The organism is Arthrobacter sp. PAMC25564 (assembly GCF_004798705.1).
Taxonomy (GTDB): domain Bacteria; phylum Actinomycetota; class Actinomycetes; order Actinomycetales; family Micrococcaceae; genus Arthrobacter.
Genome location: NZ_CP039290.1, coordinates 2,950,913 through 2,972,227 on the forward strand (window position 1 = coordinate 2,950,913; position 21,315 = coordinate 2,972,227).

Genomic DNA, 21,315 nt, shown 5'->3' on the forward strand with positions numbered 1-21,315 from the left:
TCAGGAGGTCACCATGCGCATCACCGTTATTGGAACAGGCTACCTAGGCGCCGTACATGCAGCCGGGATGGCCCAGTTCGGCCACGACGTCCTCGGAGTGGACGTCGACGTTCAAAAGATCGATCGGCTCGCTCAAGGACATGCACCGTTCTACGAACCAGGATTCCCTGAACTGCTGCGCGAGAACATCGACGCCGGTCGGCTGAAGTTCTCCACGTCCCTGAAAGAAGCCGCCGAATTCGGCGACGTGCACTTCATTTGCGTCGGCACTCCGCAACGTCCAGGCTCCACCGCTGCGGACATGAAGTACGTTGACGCCGTCATCGAGGGAATGGCGCCCCACATGCATCGGCCGTGCCTGATCGTGGGCAAGTCCACGGTTCCGGTCGGCACGGCAGCCCGGTTGGCCACAATGGTCGCCGAACTGGCACCGGCAGACAGCCGGGTCGACCTCGCATGGAATCCGGAATTCCTCCGGGAAGGTTTCGCCGTCAATGACACTCTCCATCCCGACCGGCTGGTGGTCGGAGTCGCCTCGGCGCATTCCGACGCTGTCCTCCGGGAGGTGTACGCGACCATCCTCAGCGACGGCACGCCGTACATCTCCACAGACGTCGCGACCGCCGAGCTCGTCAAGGTGTCCGCCAACGCCTTCCTGGCCACGAAGATCTCCTTCATCAACGCGATCTCCGAAGTCTGCGAGGCCGTCGGGGCTGACATCATGCCCTTGGCCGCGGCCTTGGGCCACGACGCCCGCATCGGCAGCCGCTTCCTGTCCCCCGGTGTTGGTTTCGGCGGCGGCTGCCTGCCCAAGGACATCCGGGCCTTCCTCGCCCGCGCCGAGGAACTGGGCATCGAGGAAGCCCTCACCTTCCTGAAGAACATCGACACCATCAACGTCAACCGGCGCCGCAGCGCCGTCGACCTGGCCAAGGTCATGCTGGGCGGCTCGCTCCAGGACAAACGAATCGCCGTCCTGGGCGCGGCCTTCAAACCCAACAGCGACGACATCCGCGACTCCCCTGCCCTCAGCGTCGCCAATGCCCTCCAAAGCCAGGGCGCCCACGTCCGCGTCCACGACCCCGAAGCCATCGAGAACGCGCGCGCGGCGCACCCGGCCCTCAACTACACGACCGAGGTCCAGAAGGCCTTCGAGGGTGCCGAACTGGCAATACATCTCACCGAATGGCAGGAATACAAACTACTCGACCCGGTCCACCTTTCGACCCTGGTCTCCGCTCCGCGCATCCTGGACGCCAGGAACACGCTGGATATCGACCACTGGCGGTCCGCCGGATGGACCGTCCGGGCGATGGGCCGGCCGGCCCGCTAGGAACCCCCGCGAAAAAGAGAGGACAAAGCAACATGACCAACCCAACAGCCCTCGTCACCGGCGGCGCCGGCTTCATCGGCAGCCACTGCTGCCTGGACCTGCTCCTGAACGGCTACGACGTCGTCGTAGTGGACAACCTCATCAACAGCTCGGCGGCCGCCATCGAACGCGTCCGCGAGATCAGCGGCGGCGAGCTCACCTTCTACGAGCTGGACATAGCTGACAAAGATGCCCTGGACCGGGTCTTCGCAGTTCACAGGATCGACGTCGCCGTCCACTTCGCGGCCCACAAGGCGGTCGGCGATTCCATGAACCGCCCGCTGGAGTACTACAGCAACAACCTCACCGGACTGTTGAGCCTCCTGAATGCCATGCGCGACGCCGAGGTGAAGCACCTGGTCTTTTCCTCGTCGTGCTCCATCTACGGGGATGCCCTTAAGCTCCCGCTAACGGAGGAGTCACCTGCACGCCCCACTAATCCTTATGCGCAAAGCAAATGGATGTGTGAGCAGATCCTGACCGACCTGTGCGCCCGTTACCCTGAATGGTCTGTCACGGCGCTGCGCTACTTCAACCCGGCGGGTGCCCACGAAAGCGGCGAACTCGGCGAAGATCCGACGGGAGTGCCCGGCAATGTGCTGCCCTACCTGACCCAGCTTGCCGCCGGCCGGCATGACGAACTGAAGATCTTCGGCTCCGACTACCCCACCCCGGACGGCACCGCAGTGCGGGACTACATCCACGTGATGGACGTCGTCGAAGGGCACCGGCTGGCCCTCGAAACCGGCCCCGTTCCGGGTTTCCGCCGCTACAACCTCGGAACCGGAGTGGGGACGTCGGTCCTGGAGCTGGTCCGCGAATTCGCTGCCGCCTCAGGCAAGAGGATCCCCTACCGCATTGTGGCGCGCAGGCCAGGCGACGTCCCCGAACTGGTTGCCTCCGCTTCCCTCGCCAACTCCGAACTCGGCTGGACAGCGCACCGGAACCTCACGGAGATGTGCCAGGACGCCTGGCGCTTCCAGGAGCGGTATCCGATGGGCTACGCGGCTGCCCCGGCCACGGCAGGGAGGACACGATGACTGCCTCCACCGCAGCCGCCCGGGAAGACCGCACGCCGGATTGGGGGACCGTGGTGGCCACGACCCCGGCCGGGCCCATCCTGTCCGGCCGGCGGGCACCAGCGGTGAAGACGCGGCGCGGAACATTCATCCCGACGCTTTCGAAGCCGGACAGGGCAGTCGTTGCAGGGCTGACAATTGTCTGGGTTCTCGCATTCGTCGGTTTCTGGGTCTGGTGGCTGCAGCCCGACCACCGGGTGGGCTGGGCGGGACTGATCCTCAATTCCGCCCTCCTGTTCTACCTGTCCTATCTGCCAAGCTACTTCCTGGTGGTGGTTAACCGACTCCACCGGGTCAACCCGGAGCTGGCGGTCCCCGCGCTTCGGACGGCTTTCGTAGTGACCAAGGCGCCCTCTGAACCCTGGGAAGTCGCGAGCAAGACCCTCGAGGCAATGCTCGGACAGCGCTTTCCACACCCCTATGACGTGTGGCTCTGTGATGAAGATCCGAGCGACGAGGTGCTGGCGTGGTGCGCACAGCACGGGGTCGACGTATCAAGCCGCCACGGCGTCGCCGAATACCACCAGAAGCAGTGGCCGCGCCGGACCCGGTGCAAGGAAGGCAACCTCGCCTACTTCTACGACAAGCAGGGATACCGCGACTACGACGTCATCGCGCAACTGGACTGCGACCATGTGCCCGCCCCGACGTATCTCTCGGAAATGGTCCGGCCCTTCGCCGATCCGGCCATCGGCTACGTGGCAGCCCCCAGTGTCAACGATTCCAATGCCACGGCCTCATGGTCCGCCCGCGGCCGGCTGCACCGCGAAGCGACGTTCCACGGGCCGGTCCAGCTCGGCCACTCCGACGGGCTCGCCCCCTCGTGCATCGGCTCACACTATGCAGTCCGCACCCAGGCGCTGAAGACCATCGGGGGTATCGGCCCGGAGCTGGCCGAAGACTTCTCAACCGCCTTCCTCCTCACCTCCGCAGGCTGGAAATCCGCCTTCGCCCACACCGCGGAAGCCCACGGGGAGGGCCCCCATACCTTCGCCGCGATGGCCACCCAGGAGTTCCAGTGGTCCAGGAGCCTTGTCATGTTGTTCTTCGACATGGTCCCGAAGCACTTGCTCCGGCTGTCCTGGCCCCTTCGGGTGCGCTTCCTCTTTGCCCTTTCCTACTATCCCCTGCTGACGGTGACCACCATCGCGGGCCTGGCCATGCCCGTGCTCGCGGCGGTCTCCGGTGCGGCGTGGATCAACGTGAACTACTTCGAATTCATCCTGAGATGGATGGCACTGAACGCGTGCATGCTCGCCATTACCCTGTTCATACGCCGGCGTGGCCTGCTGCGCCCGCAGAATGCGCCGATCATCAGCTGGGAAAACTGGATGTATGCCTTTGCCCGCTGGCCCTTCATAGGCTGGGGTGTCCTGGCGGCCGTGATGCAGAAGATCCGCCCGCAGCCGCTGACCTTCCGGGTCACGCCCAAGACCACCGGCGGCCTGGAACCGCTGCCGACGCGGCTGGTCCTTCCCTTCGGAGCCACTTCCGCCGTACTGGCCGGAGCCGCGCTTATCGGCGAAGCAAGCACCGGGGCGTTCGGGTACGTCTTCCTCTGCATCCTCGGGGCCACCTGCTACGGCATCGTCACCCTGGCGGTCCCGCTCCTGCACGCGAGGGAAGCCGCCCGGAACGCCTCGGCGTCCTTCGCCTCAGCCCTCCGCGGCACGGTTGTCACCCCGCTGGTCCTCGCGGCCTCGGCCTGGGTACTTGTCATTGCCTCCGCTTCCGCATACCCGGCCTATTTGTCCCGATTCCTTCACTGACCGACCAGCGCCCTCCATCCGGAAGGACACACATCATGACCCGCCTCATCATCGCCCCGCATGCCGACGACGAAGTCCTCGGCTGCGGAGGCCTCCTCGCCAAGTACCCGGACGAGTGCGTCGTCGCCGTCTGCTCCGTTCCCTCCCACATCCGCCGGGAAGAAGCGGCCAACGCAAGGAGAGTCCTTGGCTACCGCGAGATGCACTGGCTGGAACTGGAACAGGGTTACGGCGGACGAAGCCTCGTCACAGCCTTCGACGACCTGCTCGACAAACACCAGCCCGACGAGGTGTACCTGCCCTACCCGGACCTGCACCAGGACCACATTGCGGTCTACGAAGCCGGGATGAGATCGGCCCGTGCCTCCATGAAGGCAGACCATTGGTACGCCCGCAGCGTATTTGTCTACCACGTGGCCGCCTATAGCCTGGAGCTCACTCCGACAGGACTGAAGTTCAACACCTTCGAGGACATTTCCGGCTGGCCCGTCTCCGCCAAGGCCCTGGCCCTGGACGCCTACCGCTCCGAAACGTCGCCGCCGCCGAGCCCCTCCAACGGTCATGCACTGACAACGCAGGCGCATGCCCTCGGCTCAACCCACAGGCTCGACGCCGCGGAACAGTACGCCGCCGTCAGGATCATCCGATGAAGCCCTGGCGCCTGGGCACCGCGCTCGCCGCGGCCGTGACAGCGCTCGGCGCCCTCGTCGCCGCAACAGCAATAGGCCCGGCCGCCGTCTCGCCGGAATTACGGATTCGCGGCGCCGATATCTCATTCACCCTGCAGGAGGAAGCCATCAATCAGGTCCTCAGCGACAACGGGACCGCTGCGCCCGTGGAGCAGATCCTGGCCGGCCACGGCGCAAACTACGTCCGGCTCCGGCTCTGGGTAAACCCGCAGGGAGGCAGAAGCGATCTGAATTCAGCCCTGGAACTCGCCAGGCGCGCCCACGCAGCCGGCCTGAAATTGCTTCTGGACCTTCACTTCTCAGATTCCTGGGCGGACCGGACCACCCAGCAAATACCTGCGGCCTGGCAGGGCCAAAGCGAACAGGACCTGCGTTCCACCGTGGAAAACTATTCACGCGACTCGGTCGCCGCCTTGGCCCGCCAGGGCACCCCGGCGGACATCGTCCAGATCGGCAACGAGGTCAACCACGGCATGCTCTGGCCCAATGGCCGCATCTACACTCCGGGCGGTGAATCCTGGGCGGGATTCGCCGAACTGGTCAAGGCCGGGGCCGCCGGGGCCAGGGCCGGCAACCCGGCACAGGTTCCCCTGATCATGGTCCACTCCGACACCGGCGGAGACCAAAACGCGTCGAACTACTTCTATGACCATCTCCGGCAGCAGGGAGTCAGCTTTGACCTGATCGGGCTCTCCTACTATCCCTTCTGGAATGGATCGCTGGCGGATCTGCGCCGGAACCTGCACTCGTTGGCCACGCGCTACAACAAGGACATCATCATCGCCGAAACCGCCTACCCCTGGACACTGTCCGGCAGCGGCGGCGTTCCCAGCGTCGTAAGCACGGCAGCCGCCCTGCCTGATGCCGCGGCCTACCCGCCCACGCCGCAGGGACAGGCCCTCTTTTTCGAGACGCTCAACCGGATCCTGCGCGAAGTCCCCAATGGCCGCGGCGCCGGATACTTCATCTGGGAACCCGGCTGGCTTCCCGGAGTACCGGCAGACGAACGCACCGGCAACGCGCACAGCAATCTCACGCTGTTCGACTGGTGGGGCCACGGCCTGCCCGCCCTGGACGCTTTCAGGCCAACCGGTGGTGCGGGCGGCTGAAGCACCTCCGGAACCCGCGCCTGAGGGCCTGAACGGTATTGCGGCTAGGCGCCGGCGCTGACGGCGCCGGCTTCCTGGGCGGCACGGGCGGCGTCGGCTTCTGCCCAGCTGCCCGGACCGGAGGCGAAGGCACCGCGGTACCTGGCGGCGGGGTGGCGGTCGTTCAGGCGGGCCGCGCCGAACAGTTTCTGGCGCAGCGGACCCTCGGCGTACTCGGACTGGGCAACGCCGCGTTCGCGCAACACAGGCATGACCTTATCGGCGAATTCCTCAAAGGAGCCCGGGATAACCCAGTTGATCACGTTAATGCCGTCGACTCCGGCCGCCTGCCATTTTTCGAGCTCGTCCGCGATCTGCTCCGGGGTGCCGACCACTCGGGTGTTCTGCGCCTGCAGCCGGGCAAGATCGCCGACCACCGGTTCACGGTCGGTAATGGCCTTCGAGACCCACTCCTGGAACCCCTTCATGGTGTTGGTGTCGACTTCTGACAGCGGGGTGTCGGCCGGATAGACGCGTCCGGTCTTGTCCACGATCGCGGCGTGGGCCAGGTAGCCGTCGACGCTCACATACTGGTCGTACTCCCTGGCTTTCGCCAGTGCTTCCTCTTCGGTCTCGCCGATGATGAAGGAAAGCCCCTGGAAGAACTTGATGTCTTCAGGGTTCCGGCCGGCTTCCACCGCCTGGCGGCGGGTATCGGCGATCTGGAGGGCAGCAACGTCGGGATTAGCCGAGATAATGAAGACGGCTTCCGCGTTCCTCGCGGCAAACGCCCGTCCGGACGCCGACGAGCCGGCCTGGTACAGCACCGGGGTGCGCTGCGCTGAGGGCGAGGGCAGGTGCGGCCCCTCGACGCGGTAGCGCTTGCCCTCATGGTAGATCTTGTGGATCTTGGACGGGTCGGAGAAGATTCCGCGTTCCTTGTCCTTAAGCAGGGCCCCCTCGTCCCAGGAACCCTCCCACAGCTTGTAGGCAACGTCGACGTATTCCTGGGCCCATTCGTACCGCTCGGCGTGATCGGTCAGTTGATCCAGCCCGAAGTTCCGCGCACCGTTGTCCTGCACCCCCGTCACGATGTTCCAGGCAATCCGGCCGCCGGAAATGTGGTCCAGGGTTGAGACCTGGCGGGCGAAATTGAAGGGGTGGTTCTGGGCCACATTCGACGTCAGTGCCAGACCGATGTTCCTGGTCTTCACGGCGAGCGCGCCCAGCAGAACGGTCGGATCATTGCTGGGGATCTGCAGGCCCTCGCGGACATACACATCGAAGTCCGCATCCGCGTCGCCATAGAGTCCGGTGACATCGGCAAAAAACATTCCATCGAACTTGGCCGCTTCCAGTGTCTGCGCGAGTCCGATCCAGGTATCCACATCGTTGAACTCGGTCTGGCCGGCATCCGGCCGGCGCCACTGTCCGTGGTGGATGTGTGAGGTGGTGTTCATAACAAAAGCATTGAAATGCAGTGGCTGCGGCATCGCGGCGGTCCTAACGTTCGGGTGCATCTGGCGGGTGGGAACCGATGCTTCCAGCAGGATGAATGGCGGCGGAAATCCTGTGACCGAATGTGGGCTTCCGTGGCGCCGTGTTGCCTCCTGTTGAGGCTTTGCGACGGCAGGTTGAGGCTTTGCGACGGTAAAAAGCGTGCCGCGTCATTGACGTTGCCCGGGCAATCATGACTGCGCTTCACTGGTCGCAGCTCACAACCAACCCTGAGCCTGAAGCTTCGAATGAGGAGATTTCCCGTGGCACGTCGACCATCCAAAACCCTGCTGGCGGCAGGATCAACCCTTTCCGCACTGGCCCTCCTGCTGACAGGCTGCGGCGCCACGCCGGCAGGTTCTGCCAGCGCCGGGAATTCCGGACAGAAGGTGGACGGCGGCACCCTCCGGTATGCGAACCTGCAGGAACCGCCCTGCGTCTATGGCGGCTGGGTCCAGCAGGCCTACCTGTCCCGGCAGGTGCTTGACTCGCTGGTCTCGCAGAAAGCGGACGGCACTATCGTTCCGTGGCTGGCGCAGTCCTGGAAGGTCAGCGACGACCAGCTGACCTGGACCTTCATGCTCAAGGACGGCGTGAAATTCACCGACGGCACGACGCTGGACGCGCAGGCCGTGAGCGAGAACTTCAAGTACTGGGTCGGTGGCGGCAACGGCACCGTCACGGCCTACATCGGCGACTACTACGAGTCGAGCCGGGCCGTGGATCCGCTGACCCTGGAAGTCAAGCTCAAGGCGCCGTACTCGCCGCTGCTCTCGGCCCTGGGCCAGGGCTACTTCGGCATCCAGTCCCCTGCGGCGCTGTCTGGCCGCACCAAACAGCAGAACTGCGAAGCCCCCATCGGATCCGGCCCGTTCACCGTCGGGCAGTGGAAGCGCGGGGAATCGATCACGTTCAACCGGAACGCCGGCTATAACTCGGCCCCGGCGACGGCCCGGCACCAGGGTCCGGCTTACGTCGACAGTGTTGTCTGGTCCTTCGTCCAGGACAACACTTCCCGCTACGGTGCACTGGCCAGCGGAGCCGCGGATGCCATCGGAGAAGTTCCCACAGTGAACTTCGACGCGGCCAAGTCACAGTTCCAGGTGGAGCAGTACATCACCCCGGGCCGCCCGGTGACGCTCTCCCTCAATACCGTGCAGGGCCCCTTCGCCGATGTAAAGGTGCGCCAGGCGTTTGCCTACAGCTCGGACCGGAAGGCCGCCGTTGATTCGGCTTTCCTGGGCGTTGTTCCCTTCGAAGGCAACGGGACAGTGAGCAAGAGCACTCCCGGCTACAACGCCGATGTTGCCGGCGCCTACCCCTTTGACCAGGCCAAGGCCAACAAACTGCTCGACGACGCCGGCTGGACCACCCGTAATTCCGCCGGCGTCCGGGTCAAGGACGGCAAGGAGCTTGAGGTCAGGATTGTCTTTGGCCTGAACTCCATTGTTACCACCGAGGGTGCCACCGCGCTGCAGAACCTGCAGGAGCAGGTCAAGCCCACCGGTTTCAAGGTCACCCTGGTGCCTGTGACACAGGCTGACCTGTTCTCGGGCGCCTACTCCACGCCGGACAAGTACGACGCCTCGCTCGGGTACTGGACCAGCCCCACGGCAGGCATCCTTTACATCAATTTCCGGCAGAACACCAAGGAGAAGCCCAACTACGCCAACTCGACCTTCTACAACAATGCCGAGATCGAGGGCCTCATCCTGAAAGCCAACTCGGCGAAGACCACCGAGGAAGCCAACAAGTACTATGGCCAGGCCCAGCAGCGGCTCAGCGACGAGGCAGTGGCCGTTGGCCTCTACACGCAGACCGCCTCGGTCGCCTCCAAGGCAACGCTGAAGGACGTCTGGCTCGAGGCTTCACAAGGCGAGCCCGTGTTCCACGATGCGTATTTCACGAAGTGACCGGCGGCGGAATATGAGCATCCTTGAAACGCGCGGCCTGCGCCGGGGCGCCGGGCGCCTCCTGACGGCTGCCGGCGTGCTCTGGGCCGCCGCCACCTTCACCTTCCTCATCCAGGCGCTGCTCCCCGGCGACCGGGCCACCGCGCTGCTGAACCAGCTCACAGGGCAGGTGCAGGCCCGCACGCCTGCGGAGTTGGCCCCCATCAACAAGATGTACGGCTTTGATGATCCGCTCGTCGTCCAGTACCTGAACTTCCTCCGTGATCTGGTGGCCGGGAACCTGGGCGTGTCCTATCAACTGCACAAACCGGTGGCCGAGGTCATCGGGGACCAGGTGGGACCGACCATCGTCCTGACCTTCGCGTCGCTGATCGTGGCGTGGATCATCGCGGCCGTGGTGATCGTCGGCACCGCACGGCGCAACCGGATTGTGTCCTCGGTGGCGTCCGGCCTCGAGGCTGTGGCAGCAGGGCTGCCGCAGTACTGGCTGGGGGTCATCCTGCTGGTCGTCCTGGCGCTGAACCTGGGGTTGTTCCCGGTAGTGGGCGGCAGCGGGCTCGACGGATTGATTCTGCCCGCCCTGACCCTGGGTATTCCGCTGGCGGGATTCCTGGGCCAGGTCACACGCACGGAGTTCGAGAAAGCCATGGAGCAGCCTTTTGCCCTCTCAGCCCGGATGCGCGGGATGGGAGACACCGGCGTGCGGCTGCGCCATGTGCTGAGGCATTCGGTCCTGCCCGGCGTCACTCTCTCCGGCTGGGCGCTGGGATCACTCTTCTCCGGGGCAGTAATCGCTGAAAGCATCTTCACCCGGCCCGGGTTGGGCAAGGTCCTTGTCGCCGCCGTCAATTCCCGCGACCTGCCGGTGGTCTGCGGCATCGTCATCCTGGTTGCCGCCATCTATGTGCTGGCAAATCTGCTGGTAGACATCGCCTACACTCTCATCGATCCGAGGTTGAAGAACTCATGACCACCGCAACCCTGAATGCGACCCGGGGCCCCGGGCTGCTGGCCGCCGCAGGACGGAAGCTGCGCGAGGTGCCCCCGGCACCCGCGGTGGCCGCCGCCGTCGTCCTCTTCTTTGCTATTGCCGCGCTGGCGCCACAGCTGCTGACCGCGCGGGACCCGCTGGTGATTGACCTGGCCAACTCCTTGCAGCCCCCCAGCCTCGCCCACCCGTTCGGCACCGACCAGTCCGGCCGGGATCTGTTCACCCGCGTGATCTACGGCTCGCGGGAATCGCTGCTGATCGGCTTGGGCGCCACCGTACTGGCCACGGCCGTCGCCTTGATCCTGGGCGCCGCCGCCGGCCTGGGCGGCAGGCTGTCCGACGGGCTGATCAGCCGCGGGCTTGAGGTTCTCTTCGCGTTTCCCGTGCTGCTGCTGGCCATGCTGTTCGTCACCATCTACGGGCCCAGCGTCACCACGCAGATCATCGCAGTCGGCCTGGGTACCGCCCCGGGCTATGCGCGGATGATCCGTGGCCAGGTGCTTTCCGTCCGCAATTCAGGCTACGTGGAAGCGGCCCATGCGCTGGGCCACAGCCGCTGGACCGTGCTGCGCCGCCACGTCTTTCCCAATGCCATGCGCCCGCTGGTTGCCGTCATCACGCTCGGCATCGGCCAGTCCATTGTCTGGGCGTCAGGGCTGGCATTTCTGGGGCTCGGTGTTGCCCCTCCGTCGCCGGAGTGGGGCGCACTGCTGGATGCCGGCCGCATGTTCATCACCCGGGCCTGGTGGCTGGAAGTAATGCCAGGCCTGGCCATTGTGGCCATTGCCCTGGCCGCCACCTCGCTGGGCCAATTCATTCAGAAGAAGCTTGAAGGAGCACCGTCATGACCGCCACCCTCGAACACCGGGCCGCAGCAGCTGCCGTCAAGCAGGACCTGCTCAGCGTGAAGAACCTGAATGTGTCCTTCGCCGTCGGCAAGGGCCGGAACGCCGGACTTCACCACGTGGTCAAGGACGTGTCGATTTCGCTGGCAGCCGGCGAGTGCCTGGCGATTGTCGGAGAATCCGGTTCGGGCAAATCTGTCATGGCCCGTACGCTGGTGGGATTGCCCGGCGGCACGGCCCGGGTGCAGGCGGACACCTTGGAACTGGCCGGCCACCAGGTGGCAGCCCTGGCGGAGCGCCAGTGGCGGCAAGTGCGCGGCAAGGACGTCGGCTTCGTCCTGCAGGATGCGCTGGTGTCCCTCGATCCCCTCCGCCCCGTGGGCAAGGAGATCGAGGAGGCGCTCCGGCTGCACGGCTGGGGGAACAATCGAAGCCGGGCGGCCAAGGCAGTCGAACTGCTGGCCAGCGTGGGCGTACCTGACCCGCAGATGCGTGCCGGGCAGCGGCCGGACGAACTCTCCGGCGGACTGCGCCAGCGCGCCCTGATCGCCTCCGCCATTGCCATGGATCCGAAAATCGTGATTGCCGACGAGCCGACCACAGCGCTGGACGTTACCGTGCAGGCCCAGATCCTTGAGCTGTTCGCCGGAATGAAGGACCGCGGCACCGGCATCATTCTGATCAGCCATGACCTGTCCGTGGTGGCCATGCTGGCCGACCATGTGGCCGTCATGCAGGGTGGCGCCATCGTCGAGCAGGGCCCTGCCCATGAAGTGCTGTACAACCCGAAGCACGACTACACCCGGACGTTGCTGGACGCCATCCCGTCCGAGCACACGAAGGGTACGCCGCTGTCGAGGACCGGCCGCGCGCGCATCACCGCCGTCAGCCGCCGTGTCCGCACCGAACGCGATCCCGCCGCCCCGCCCGCGCTGCGGGCAGAGAATCTGGCCAAGAGCTACAAGGGGCCGGACGGTGTGGTGCGGACGGTGGTGCAGGACGTCTCCTTCCAGCTCGGCGTCGGCGAGACGCTGGGGATCGTCGGCGAATCGGGCTCCGGGAAAAGCACGACGGCCAAAATGGCACTCGCCATGCTGGAACCGGACAGCGGCCGCGTACTGCTCGATGGTGCGGCATGGACCGGAATCACGACGGCGGCCCGCCGTGCGCGCCGCCGCCTGATGACCGTGGTCTACCAGGATCCCCTGAGCTCCTTCGATCCGCGCTGGAACGGGGAGCGGATCCTGCTGGATGCGATTTCCCGCCAGGATTTCCCGGCGGACGCGGACCGGACGGCCCGGGCCATTGAACTTGCCGGACAGGTGGGGCTGCAAGCGCAACACCTGTCCAAACATCCGCTGCAGCTCTCCGGCGGACAACGGCAGCGCCTGGCCATTGCGCGGGCGCTGGCCCCGGAGCCCGAAGTCATCGTGCTGGATGAGGCGGTCTCAGCCCTGGATGTGTCCGTGCAGGCGCAGGTCCTGGATCTGCTCTCGGACCTGCAGCAGGAACTGGGACTAAGCTATCTCTTCATCTCCCATGATCTGGGCGTCATCCACCACATGAGCGACCGGGTGCTGGTGATGAAAGACGGCAGGGCGGTGGAACAAGGAACCGCGGAGGAGATCTTCAACAACCCGCAACAGCCGTATACCCAGGAACTGCTCGCATCCGTGCCCGCGCTGGGCCTGGCCGGCGCGGGCCGGTCCAACAGCCACGGAGGCACAGAATGACCCGCCCGCTGCACTTCAACGCATTCCTGATGAACACGGGATCCCACATCCAGCATGGACAGTGGCGGCACCCGGACGCCCGACAGGCCGAATTCAACGATGTCGGGCTGTGGATCGAGCTGGCCGGAATACTGGAGGAAGGATTCTTCGACGCGATGTTCTTCGCCGATGTGACCGGCCTCTACGGTCCGGTGGACGGTGTCTACACGGACAACGTGCACGAAGGCCTGCAGATTCCGAGCAACGACCCGGCGGTCCTGCTCGGCGCCCTGGCCGTCCACACGCAAAACATTGGCCTGGCGTATACCTCCAATACGATGCAGAACCATCCGTTCAACTTTGCGCGGCAGGCTTCCACGCTGGACCATATCTCCAACGGACGCATCGCGTGGAACATCGTGACCGGAACCCAGGAGAACTCTGCCCGCAACTTCGGCCTCCCCGCGCTGGCGGAACACGACGCCCGGTACGACTGGGCCGATGAGTACCTGGATGTGGTCTACAAGCTCTGGGAAGGATCCTGGGACGAGGGAGCGCTGCTCAAGGACAGGGACCGGGGAACATACTCAGACCCGGCAAAGATCCACAAGATCCACCATGAGGGGCTGCGCTACAAGGTCGCGGGCCCGCACCTGCCCTCGCCGTCACCCCAGCGGACGCCGCTGCTCTTCCAGGCAGGGGGTTCGGCGCGAGGCAGCCGCTTCGCTGCGCAGCATGCCGAAGCGGTCTTCCTCGGTACCCCGACCCCTGAGGTCGCTCACGGACACATCCGGAAGGCCCGCGCGCTTGTCGTAGGCGCCGGGCGCCAGCCGCAGGACATCAAGTTCTTCCCGGGGCTCAGCTTCGTGGTGGGGTCCACCGCGGCGGAGGTGCGGCGCAAGGAGTCCGACTACCTGCAGTACGCATCGGTGGTGGGCTACCTCACCCATGCCTCGCTCGGGATCCTGCCCGACGGCACCCGGCTGCCCGAAGACACACCCTTGAAGGACCTCCCGAACAACGGCGGGCAGGGGCACGTGGACTGGCTGCGCGCGGCCATCCCCGACCGCGAACCCACCCTGGCCGACCTGACCCAGGGCCGGCTGCGCCGCGGCTACGTGGCCGGCACCCCGGACCAGATCGCAGACCGTCTGGCCGACTGGCAGGCCGCAGGCGCGGATGGCATCAATGTCATCAACTGGCGCCTGCCCGGCAGCTACCAGGAGTTCAACGAACAGCTCCTGCCGACGCTCCAGCGCCGGGGGCTGGCCAAGACGGAGTATGCCGAGGGCACCTTGCGCCGCAAGCTCTTCGGACAGGACCGGCTCAATGAACGCCACCCTGCCGCCCGCTACCGTGGCGCCTTCGGCAACGCCAACCCGAACGACACCACCATCGAAAAGGAACTTGTCCATGACTAATACACTGCAGGCAGCGCCGGCGCCCTTGACCGACCGGGAACTGCTGGACATTTTCCAGCCCGTCTTTGACCGCATCCGCGAAGGTGCCATCGACAGGGAAACAGACCGCCGGCTACCCCACAAGGAAATCGGCTGGCTCCGGGAGGCCGGCTTTGGCCGGCTGCGGGTCCCCCGCGAGGCCGGAGGCTTCGGCGTCGGCATCGGCCAGCTGGTGCAGCTGCTGATCGGCCTGGGCACCGCGGATTCCAACATCCCGCAGGCGCTGCGCGGCCACATCGGCTTCGTGGAATACGTCCTGGCCCATCCGGACGCCGCGTACCGGGAATTCTGGTTTGCCGAGCTGGCCGCCGGAGCACTGGTGGGCAATGCCGAAAGCGAGCGCACCGGCACATTCGGAGAGCCTGCCACGAAGGTCACCCCGGTGGACGGGCGGCTGGTGCTGAACGGCGCGAAGTACTACACAACGGGGTCCATTTTCGCGGACTGGATCCACGTGGGTGTTGGCGTGGATCAGGCCGGGGACGGCGGGCCCGGCCTGGCCACCGTGCAGGTCCGCGCCGACGCGGCGGGCGTGCGGATCCACGATGACTGGGACGGTTTCGGCCAGCGCCTGACCGGATCCGGCACCACCGAGTTCACGGGTGTGGAAGTGGATCCGCGGCTCCTGAACCTGCGCGGCGCCGGCGAGTTCACCGCAACTGTCCAGAACGCCGTGTACCAGCTGGTCCACCTTGCGGCGCTCGCAGGAATCGGGGCCGCCGCGCTGGAAGAGATCACCGCGTTCATCCGGTCCCGGACCCGTAACCTGTTCAACCCCGCCGTCGCGCCGGAGCGGGACCCGGTTTCCCTGCAGGTCATCGGCTGGGGGTACGGCACCGTCGAAACCGTCAAGGCAACCGTCCTGGCCGCCGCGCTCACGGTGCAGAGGGCGAGTGACGCGCAGCAGGCCGGCACCGCCGTCGACCGCGATTTCGCGGAAGCCGATGCGCATGTTTACGGTGTCCAGTCGACCGTGATCGATCTGGTGCTCGGCCTGGTTTCCCGCGTGTTCGAGGTGGGCGGGGCCTCCGCGACGTCGCGGTCCCGCCAACTGGACCGGCTGTGGCGCAACGCGCGGACCATTTCCTCCCACAATCCGGCGATCTACCGGCAGCAGGCTGTTGGCGACTTTGTCGTCAACGGGGTGGCGCCCAGTGCCGGCATCCTCGGCCTGCTCGCCGGCGCACCCCGGGAACCCTGAACCGCACGGCCCCGGTTGACGCCCAAAAGGCGTCAACCGGGGTCCGATGTTACTTAAACCATGCCCAGCGCCCTTCGAGGAAAAACAGCCTAAACTGCTTGGCCATAAAGATGGAGGCACCGGATCATCCGTGACAAGGCCGGGCGGGATTCAAGGTTCACCCGGGCGCGCCGAGGCTGATGATATGGGCTGCCACTGTCCATCCCGAGGCGGTGTAGTCTGCCACCTGGTGCGGGCCGAGGACTGTGTAGAGCGTGTCCGCACCGTGCACGTAGGCCTCGTCCGCCAGTGCCGCCAGAACCGCCGGCTCGAAGCTCTTCCCGGATTCCGCCGTGTGGGTCTGCAGGCCGCCGATGACGGCCAGGCCGTCCTCGATCCTGATGCGGCCGCTGGCGACCGGGTGGTCGAAAACGGATATTTCCACGAGGTCATACAACTCGAGGGGTGCCTGGGCCAGCTCGGCGTTCTCGGGTAATTCCGGCACGGCGTTCAGCTCATCCGTGCGGGCGGTAAGCAGCACTGCGTGGCCCACGGGGGCCAAGCCGCGGGCGGCGGCGTAACCCAGCGCGTCCCCGGAGCCGCCGCTCACGAGTGTCAGGACCGCCCCGGGATGCTGGCGGACGGTCTCTGCGGCGCGGTCAGCGTCGGTTCCGGGCCAGGCGAGGATGTACTCCGGATGGGAGTGTTCCCCCGCCGCTGCGGTGAGCACTCCGGAGCCCTCCGGGGCCGAGGTTTGTCCGCGGACGGCGGCCCAGGCGGCGGCCCAGAGGGGAAGGGAGTCCTGCCAGTCAGCCATGATGCGTTCTCCTTTGGATCGGCTACTTCGAGGATACGGGCGAACCGGCGGGCAGGGAGCGGCCCCGACCATAGGCGCGGGCAAGGGTCACAGCGGTGATGACAATCAATGCCAGCATGACCGCGCCAAACATCACGACTGCCGGAACCAGGGCTGTGGTCTGAAGGATCAGCCCCAGCAGCACGACCGGCACTGCCATGCCCACATACCCGACCAGGAACAACCCGGCCAGCGCTTCACCGCGGGTCTCCGGAGCCGAGATGGCGATGACGGTGCCGACTGCGGATTTGAACGTCACGCCTACCCCGGACCCCGCGACCAGGCCGCCGGCGATCAGCAGCGGAAGCGAGGAGGCAGCGATCGACACGGTGACCAGCCCGAGTCCTGCTCCCAACAGGATCAGGCCGACGACGAACTGCCTGCTGCGCTCCCAGCGGGAGGAGAGCACCTGGAACGCTGCCGAGGAGGCGAAGACGACGAAGGCTACGGCGCCGGCCACCATGTGGGAGGTGATGCCCAACTGCCGGGACACAAAGGAGGGTGCCAGGGAGGTGAAGAAGCCGAACATGGCGAACCCGACGAAGGCCATCATGGCCGCGGCCGCGTACTGTCCGCGTGCGGCGCGCGGGACCACGACCCGCTGCGGCCGGTAGACCCAGGTTTCGTCAACCGTGTTGACGGTTTCGGGTACGGTCACGATCAGCAGCAGCCCTGCGAGCAGGAGGAACGCGAATACCACGTACGGGGTGTACAGCGGCATCGGCACGTACTCGGCAAGGAAGCCCGTGATGAGCGGGCCAAGGCCCAGTCCGCCGATGTTGGCCGCGGTCGAGATGACCTCCGCGCGCCGGGACCCGGTGCCGGGGCGTGCGGCGCTGTGCAGTTCGGTCATATGGGCCGTGGCGGTGGCGGTCAGCATGCCGATGCCCAGGCCGCAGATGAACCGGGCCAGCAGCAGGCCGGGAAGATCCGGCCAGACCAGGAAGATCAGCGCCGCGACGACGTTGAGCAGGACGGCCGGGGCGATCACCCTGCGGCGGCCGAACCTGTCGGAGATATGCCCGGCCAGGAACAGGCTGGCCACCACACCGGCAGCATAGGCTGCGAAGATGACCGTGATGGTAAAGGCACTGAACCCGCCCCGCTGCTGGTACAGCACGTACAGCGGGGCCGGCGCGGCGGCGAACGCCATCGTGATCATAATGACGAACGTGACAATCCAGAACCCGCGTCCATGCCGGCGCTGGTGCGCCTGCTCGGATGCGTCAGCCCGGAGGGAGGGGGAAGTTAATGTGTGCGTCATTCCTCCAGTATTGGCGTGGCGGCACATCGCGTCCAACGCTTATTGACGCTGATACCCATCGTCATCCACGATACTGGATGCATGCAGCTTTTTCAGATTGAATACTTCATCGCGGTGGCGGAGGCGCTGAGCTTCACCCAAGGCGCCCGGCGGGTCAACATCGTCCAGTCCGCCGTCTCGGCGGCCATCCGTCAACTCGAACACGACCTTGGCTCCGACTTGTTCATCCGCCAGGGCAGAACGATCCGCCTCACCCCTGCCGGGGAAGCCCTGCTCCCGCGCGCCCGCGCCATCCTTGCCGATGTGCGGGCCGCACGTGACGCCGTCGACGCCGTCCGCGGGACCGTGCGCGGGACAGTCGCCCTGGGCACACTGGCCCATGCCGGTTCCGTCGACGTGCTGCAGATCCTGCGGACGGTCCGGCGGGACTATCCGGGCATCGTCGTCAAGCTGCGCCAGACCGTCCAGGGAACCCGCACCAGCCTGGCCGATGTCCGCTCCGGCGCCCTGGACCTGGCCCTGGTGTCCGTGCCCGAAGAGGCTGCGCCGGGCCTCGAGCTGTACCCGCTGCACGCCGAGGGCATCGTCTTTGCCTGCCCGGACTCCCATCCCCTGGCCGTCCGGAAGCGCGTGAGCTTGTCCGAGATTGCGGACGAGCCTTTCATCGACTTTCCCGAGGGCTGGGGAAACCGCACCACTGTGGACGCCGCTTTCGCCGCGTCGGGGCTGCACCGCACGGTCCACACCGAAGTGGTGTCCTTCACCATGGCCCTGGAACTGGTCCGGGAGGGCCTGGGGGTCGCCTTCCTGCCCGAGTCGGCGCTGCAGCACGGCCAGGGGGCGGGCATCCGGGCCCTCCACACGCCCCTGGTATGGCGCATCCAATTGGCCCGCTCCGCCACCCGGCAGGCCACCGCCGCCGAATGGGTCGTGATCGGCGAATTCCGCCACACTCCGACCGGCACTCCCCCAGAAGATTGAATCCCCCGGGGAAGCCACCCACGGGAATCAATACCACCATCAAGCCCGGTGCGATTCAGCTGCGCAGGCAGCATCTTTAAGCCTCCTTGCTTGACGGCGTTCCCTTCGGCACTGTTGCACCGGCGTCAGGTGGAGTAGCTTGCTCGGATGGAGGACACATATCAGGTCATCGTGGTCGGGGCCGGTTTCGCCGGCATGACGGCGGCCAAGGAACTGGGCCGCAGGGGCGTCGAGGTACTGCTCATCGATTCCAACAACTATCACCAGTTCCAGCCGCTCCTTTACCAGGTCGCGACGTCACAGATCGGGGTGTCGGCCATTGCCCGGCCGCTTCGGTCCGTTTTCCGCCGCCTCAGGAAAGTGAGGGTACTCACCGCGGAGGTGGCAGCGGTCGATGCGGCCAACCGCTCCGTCACCACCGTCGAGGGCGATACCTTCCGGGCCCAGATCGTGGTCATCGCCGCAGGCGCCGTGCCGAACTTCTTCAATACGCCGGGCGCGGATGAGCATGCCCTCCCGCTGTATTCGGTCACCGACGCCACCCGGCTCGGTACCAGGCTGACCCAACTGCTGGATGAGGCCGATCGGGAGACCGGCGGCTCCGTGGACGTCGTCGTCGTCGGGGGCGGCCCGACAGGTGTGGAGACCGCCGGCGCCATGGCGGAAAACGTCAAGTTCGTGGTGCCCAAGTTCTTTTCGCCGGAGCTCGCATCCCGGTGCCGTGTCCACCTGGTGGACATGGTCCCGGCCGTACTCAATGCGTTCTCGGCAAAGTCGCAGGAATACACCAGGCACCGCCTGACGAAGATCGGGGTCCAGGTGCACCTCGGAGTCGGCGTCACGGAGGTCCGTGCCGACGGCGTGACGCTTGCCGACGGGACCGTCATACCCAGCCGCGTCGTGGTGTGGGCCGGAGGCCTGAAGGCCGGAGAGTTCATTGCCGGCTCTGGCCTGGCGCAAGGCCGGGGAGGGCGCATCGATGTCCGCCCGGACCTGACCGCCCCGGATGTCGAGGGCGTGTATGTCCTCGGCGACGCGGCCAACATGACCGATTCGACCGGGGCCAAACTACCGCAGCTGGGCTCCGTGGCGCAGCAGGCCGGGAAGTGGGCGGCCGGCAACATCCACGCCGACCTCACCGGCGGTACCCGGCGGCCCTTCGAATACTTCGACAAGGGATACATGGCGATGATCGGCAGGGGCGCCGCGGTCGCCGAGATCGGGCGCAAGCGCATCCAGCTGCAGGGGCCGCTGGCTTTCGTGGCCTGGCTCCTGGTTCATCTCGCCCTCCTGTCGGGATTCCAGCAGAAGGTCCGCGCACTGTTTTCCTGGCTCAACGGCTACATCACCCACAGTCCCGCGCAGGTCGTCGTCGGCCGGCCGGAGTGACGGCCGGAGTGACGGCCGGCGGCACTCCGTCGGACCGTCGTTGATGGGAGCGTTGTACGTCGTTGACTTCTCATCGACGCTGGTCGGGTCAAGCTCAAGGTTGGTACGGCAGCGCTGCCAGACACCCAGGTCGGCGCGCTTGGAGAAGGAGGAACCATGCAGGACGAACAAGTTGATCACAACCTCAAGGGAATGGACGACCTCGACTTCGACGGTTGGAACAAGGCCGACTGGAACGGCATCTTCGCCCATCACCACACTGATGACGTTCTTGTGGACTGGAAGGGCCAGGAACCGACACACGGGGTCGAACAGCACATAGACGCGATGAAGGCTTACGTCGATTCCGTTGGGGGCACCCCGCCCCAGATCACCTCCCACCCGATCGCCTTCGGATCCGGTGAGTGGACTTGTGTCATCGGCGAGTTCGCGGATGGGAGCCGGATGGTGACGGTCGCGAAGTGGCGTGACGGAGCGATCGCCGAAGAATATATCTGGGCGTAGATCCTCTCCCTGACGCGGAAGCCGCTCACTCAGTGGGAGCGGCTTCCGTCGTTTCATCTTCGATGCACCCCGCCGATTTACAAGGCAGGACCTAAATCCGAGACTGTGCCGCTGCGCTTGAGATATTTTTCTGGTAAAGTAAATAAAGTACTTATCGAGAAAAGGATCTTGCCATTTCGGTCATGCCTGAGGACCAGCCCGGCACACAGCCGGATTATGTCGACCGCGTCCGTCAGCAGTGGGAGCAGATTTTCCGAGGCCTGGAGACGGGCTCTGTCGACATCGTCGCGCGGATCAACCGGATTGCCCAGATTATCCAGTTGCGCAGCGACGCGGTGCTGGCCGAGAACGGCATCACCCGGGCCGAGTTCGACATGCTCTCGCTGCTGGCCCGGGTAGGAAGACCGATGGCTCCAACCGAGCTGGCCACCGAACTGCTCATCTCCGGCGCCGGCGCCACCAAGCGGATCAAGAAGCTCCGGGACGCGGAGCTGGTCCAGCGGGACATCAACCCGCAGGACGGCCGCGGTGCGCTCGTCCGCCTGACGCCGAAGGCCCGCGGCCTGCTGCGGCCCATTCTGGAATCCGTCCTGAAGTTCGAGGCGGGGCTGCTCTCCGTGCTGGATCCGTCCACTGCCGGTGAACTTGCCCGGGACCTGCGCGCGCTGCTGGCCGGCCTCGAACCGCATCCCGGCGATCCCTGACGAGCGTCAGCCGCAACGTCCC

General features: G+C 65.9%; 18 protein-coding genes. 15 read left to right on the forward strand and 3 right to left on the reverse strand.

Features of this window, described 5'->3' with window-relative positions:
• The first annotated feature begins 13 nt into the window (after positions 1–13).
• Genes E5206_RS13805 through E5206_RS13825 form a run of 5 tightly spaced genes read left to right on the forward strand, consistent with a single transcriptional unit; the run spans position 14 to position 6,018 of the window.
• Positions 14–1,333, forward strand: a complete 1,320-nt coding sequence (locus E5206_RS13805) for a UDP-glucose/GDP-mannose dehydrogenase family protein (protein ID WP_136322983.1) — start codon at positions 14–16, stop codon at positions 1,331–1,333.
• A 32-nt stretch (positions 1,334–1,365) separates the two neighbouring features.
• Complete coding sequence (gene galE / locus E5206_RS13810; protein WP_136322984.1) at positions 1,366–2,412, forward strand: UDP-glucose 4-epimerase GalE; 1,047 nt, start codon at positions 1,366–1,368, stop codon at positions 2,410–2,412.
• On the forward strand, positions 2,409–4,220 hold the full coding sequence (locus E5206_RS13815) for a glycosyltransferase family 2 protein (RefSeq protein ID WP_136322985.1): 1,812 nt from the start codon (positions 2,409–2,411) through the stop codon (positions 4,218–4,220). The genes galE and E5206_RS13815 overlap by 4 nt, the downstream gene beginning before the upstream one ends.
• A gap of 35 nt (positions 4,221–4,255) precedes the next feature.
• The gene (locus E5206_RS13820; RefSeq protein WP_136322986.1) at positions 4,256–4,870 is read left to right on the forward strand and encodes a PIG-L deacetylase family protein; all 615 of its coding nucleotides are present in this window, start codon (positions 4,256–4,258) and stop codon (positions 4,868–4,870) included.
• Positions 4,867–6,018: a glycosyl hydrolase 53 family protein gene (locus E5206_RS13825; protein WP_136322987.1), complete on the forward strand. Its 1,152-nt coding sequence runs from the start codon at positions 4,867–4,869 to the stop codon at positions 6,016–6,018. The genes E5206_RS13820 and E5206_RS13825 overlap by 4 nt, the downstream gene beginning before the upstream one ends.
• A gap of 44 nt (positions 6,019–6,062) precedes the next feature.
• On the opposite strand, the gene E5206_RS13830 is transcribed toward E5206_RS13825, so the two are convergent.
• Positions 6,063–7,490 (reverse strand): LLM class flavin-dependent oxidoreductase, encoded by a 1,428-nt coding sequence (locus tag E5206_RS13830; protein ID WP_136322988.1) that lies wholly within the window; start codon positions 7,488–7,490, stop codon positions 6,063–6,065.
• A gap of 267 nt (positions 7,491–7,757) precedes the next feature.
• On the opposite strand from E5206_RS13830, the gene E5206_RS13835 reads away from it, so the two are divergent.
• From E5206_RS13835 to E5206_RS13860, 6 genes are read left to right on the forward strand one after another with little or no spacing between them, the layout of a single operon-like run.
• On the forward strand, positions 7,758–9,407 hold the full coding sequence (locus E5206_RS13835; protein WP_205759931.1) for an ABC transporter substrate-binding protein: 1,650 nt from the start codon (positions 7,758–7,760) through the stop codon (positions 9,405–9,407).
• A gap of 13 nt (positions 9,408–9,420) precedes the next feature.
• Positions 9,421–10,377 carry an ABC transporter permease gene (locus E5206_RS13840; protein WP_136322990.1) on the forward strand — a complete coding sequence of 319 codons (957 nt, stop codon included), beginning with the start codon at positions 9,421–9,423 and terminating at the stop codon, positions 10,375–10,377.
• Positions 10,374–11,246: an ABC transporter permease gene (locus E5206_RS13845; RefSeq protein ID WP_136322991.1), complete on the forward strand. Its 873-nt coding sequence runs from the start codon at positions 10,374–10,376 to the stop codon at positions 11,244–11,246. Before E5206_RS13840 ends, E5206_RS13845 begins: the two co-directional genes overlap by 4 nt.
• The gene (locus E5206_RS13850; protein ID WP_136322992.1) at positions 11,243–12,976 is read left to right on the forward strand and encodes an ABC transporter ATP-binding protein; all 1,734 of its coding nucleotides are present in this window, start codon (positions 11,243–11,245) and stop codon (positions 12,974–12,976) included. Before E5206_RS13845 ends, E5206_RS13850 begins: the two co-directional genes overlap by 4 nt.
• A complete protein-coding gene (locus tag E5206_RS13855; RefSeq protein WP_136322993.1) occupies positions 12,973–14,376 on the forward strand; it encodes an LLM class flavin-dependent oxidoreductase in 1,404 nt (467 codons plus the stop codon). Before E5206_RS13850 ends, E5206_RS13855 begins: the two co-directional genes overlap by 4 nt.
• Positions 14,369–15,616 (forward strand): acyl-CoA dehydrogenase, encoded by a 1,248-nt coding sequence (locus E5206_RS13860; protein ID WP_168709344.1) that lies wholly within the window; start codon positions 14,369–14,371, stop codon positions 15,614–15,616. The genes E5206_RS13855 and E5206_RS13860 overlap by 8 nt, the downstream gene beginning before the upstream one ends.
• A gap of 157 nt (positions 15,617–15,773) precedes the next feature.
• Here the strand turns inward: E5206_RS13860 and E5206_RS19320 are convergent, their stop codons facing one another.
• Entirely contained in the window at positions 15,774–16,412 is a 639-nt protein-coding gene (locus E5206_RS19320; RefSeq protein ID WP_168709345.1) for a hypothetical protein, read from the reverse strand.
• A 22-nt stretch (positions 16,413–16,434) separates the two neighbouring features.
• On the reverse strand, positions 16,435–17,715 hold the full coding sequence (locus E5206_RS13870) for an MFS transporter (RefSeq protein WP_136322996.1): 1,281 nt from the start codon (positions 17,713–17,715) through the stop codon (positions 16,435–16,437).
• An 81-nt stretch (positions 17,716–17,796) separates the two neighbouring features.
• On the opposite strand from E5206_RS13870, the gene E5206_RS13875 reads away from it, so the two are divergent.
• From E5206_RS13875 to E5206_RS13890, 4 genes are all read left to right on the forward strand, one after another.
• A complete protein-coding gene (locus E5206_RS13875; protein ID WP_136322997.1) occupies positions 17,797–18,696 on the forward strand; it encodes a LysR family transcriptional regulator in 900 nt (299 codons plus the stop codon).
• A gap of 147 nt (positions 18,697–18,843) precedes the next feature.
• Positions 18,844–20,085, forward strand: a complete 1,242-nt coding sequence (locus E5206_RS13880) for an NAD(P)/FAD-dependent oxidoreductase (RefSeq protein ID WP_136322998.1) — start codon at positions 18,844–18,846, stop codon at positions 20,083–20,085.
• A 156-nt stretch (positions 20,086–20,241) separates the two neighbouring features.
• Positions 20,242–20,589 carry a hypothetical protein gene (locus tag E5206_RS13885; RefSeq protein ID WP_136322999.1) on the forward strand — a complete coding sequence of 116 codons (348 nt, stop codon included), beginning with the start codon at positions 20,242–20,244 and terminating at the stop codon, positions 20,587–20,589.
• Between the two features lie 182 nt (positions 20,590–20,771).
• A complete protein-coding gene (locus tag E5206_RS13890; RefSeq protein WP_136323000.1) occupies positions 20,772–21,293 on the forward strand; it encodes a MarR family winged helix-turn-helix transcriptional regulator in 522 nt (173 codons plus the stop codon).
• Positions 21,294–21,315: the final 22 nt, after the last annotated feature.

Coding starts and splice junctions, on each gene's coding strand:
- E5206_RS13890 (WP_136323000.1), top strand. CDS start 20,772: ATGCCTGAGGACCAGCCCGGCACACAGCCGGATTATGTCGACCGCGTC.
- E5206_RS13860 (WP_168709344.1), top strand. CDS start 14,369: ATGACTAATACACTGCAGGCAGCGCCGGCGCCCTTGACCGACCGGGAA.
- E5206_RS13885 (WP_136322999.1), top strand. CDS start 20,242: ATGCAGGACGAACAAGTTGATCACAACCTCAAGGGAATGGACGACCTC.
- E5206_RS13870 (WP_136322996.1), bottom strand. CDS start 17,715: ATGACGCACACATTAACTTCCCCCTCCCTCCGGGCTGACGCATCCGAG.
- E5206_RS13845 (WP_136322991.1), top strand. CDS start 10,374: ATGACCACCGCAACCCTGAATGCGACCCGGGGCCCCGGGCTGCTGGCC.
- E5206_RS13805 (WP_136322983.1), top strand. CDS start 14: ATGCGCATCACCGTTATTGGAACAGGCTACCTAGGCGCCGTACATGCA.
- E5206_RS13825 (WP_136322987.1), top strand. CDS start 4,867: ATGAAGCCCTGGCGCCTGGGCACCGCGCTCGCCGCGGCCGTGACAGCG.
- E5206_RS13880 (WP_136322998.1), top strand. CDS start 18,844: ATGGAGGACACATATCAGGTCATCGTGGTCGGGGCCGGTTTCGCCGGC.
- E5206_RS13815 (WP_136322985.1), top strand. CDS start 2,409: ATGACTGCCTCCACCGCAGCCGCCCGGGAAGACCGCACGCCGGATTGG.
- E5206_RS13820 (WP_136322986.1), top strand. CDS start 4,256: ATGACCCGCCTCATCATCGCCCCGCATGCCGACGACGAAGTCCTCGGC.
- galE (WP_136322984.1), top strand. CDS start 1,366: ATGACCAACCCAACAGCCCTCGTCACCGGCGGCGCCGGCTTCATCGGC.
- E5206_RS13855 (WP_136322993.1), top strand. CDS start 12,973: ATGACCCGCCCGCTGCACTTCAACGCATTCCTGATGAACACGGGATCC.
- E5206_RS13840 (WP_136322990.1), top strand. CDS start 9,421: ATGAGCATCCTTGAAACGCGCGGCCTGCGCCGGGGCGCCGGGCGCCTC.
- E5206_RS13875 (WP_136322997.1), top strand. CDS start 17,797: ATGCAGCTTTTTCAGATTGAATACTTCATCGCGGTGGCGGAGGCGCTG.
- E5206_RS13850 (WP_136322992.1), top strand. CDS start 11,243: ATGACCGCCACCCTCGAACACCGGGCCGCAGCAGCTGCCGTCAAGCAG.
- E5206_RS13830 (WP_136322988.1), bottom strand. CDS start 7,490: ATGCCGCAGCCACTGCATTTCAATGCTTTTGTTATGAACACCACCTCA.
- E5206_RS19320 (WP_168709345.1), bottom strand. CDS start 16,412: ATGGCTGACTGGCAGGACTCCCTTCCCCTCTGGGCCGCCGCCTGGGCC.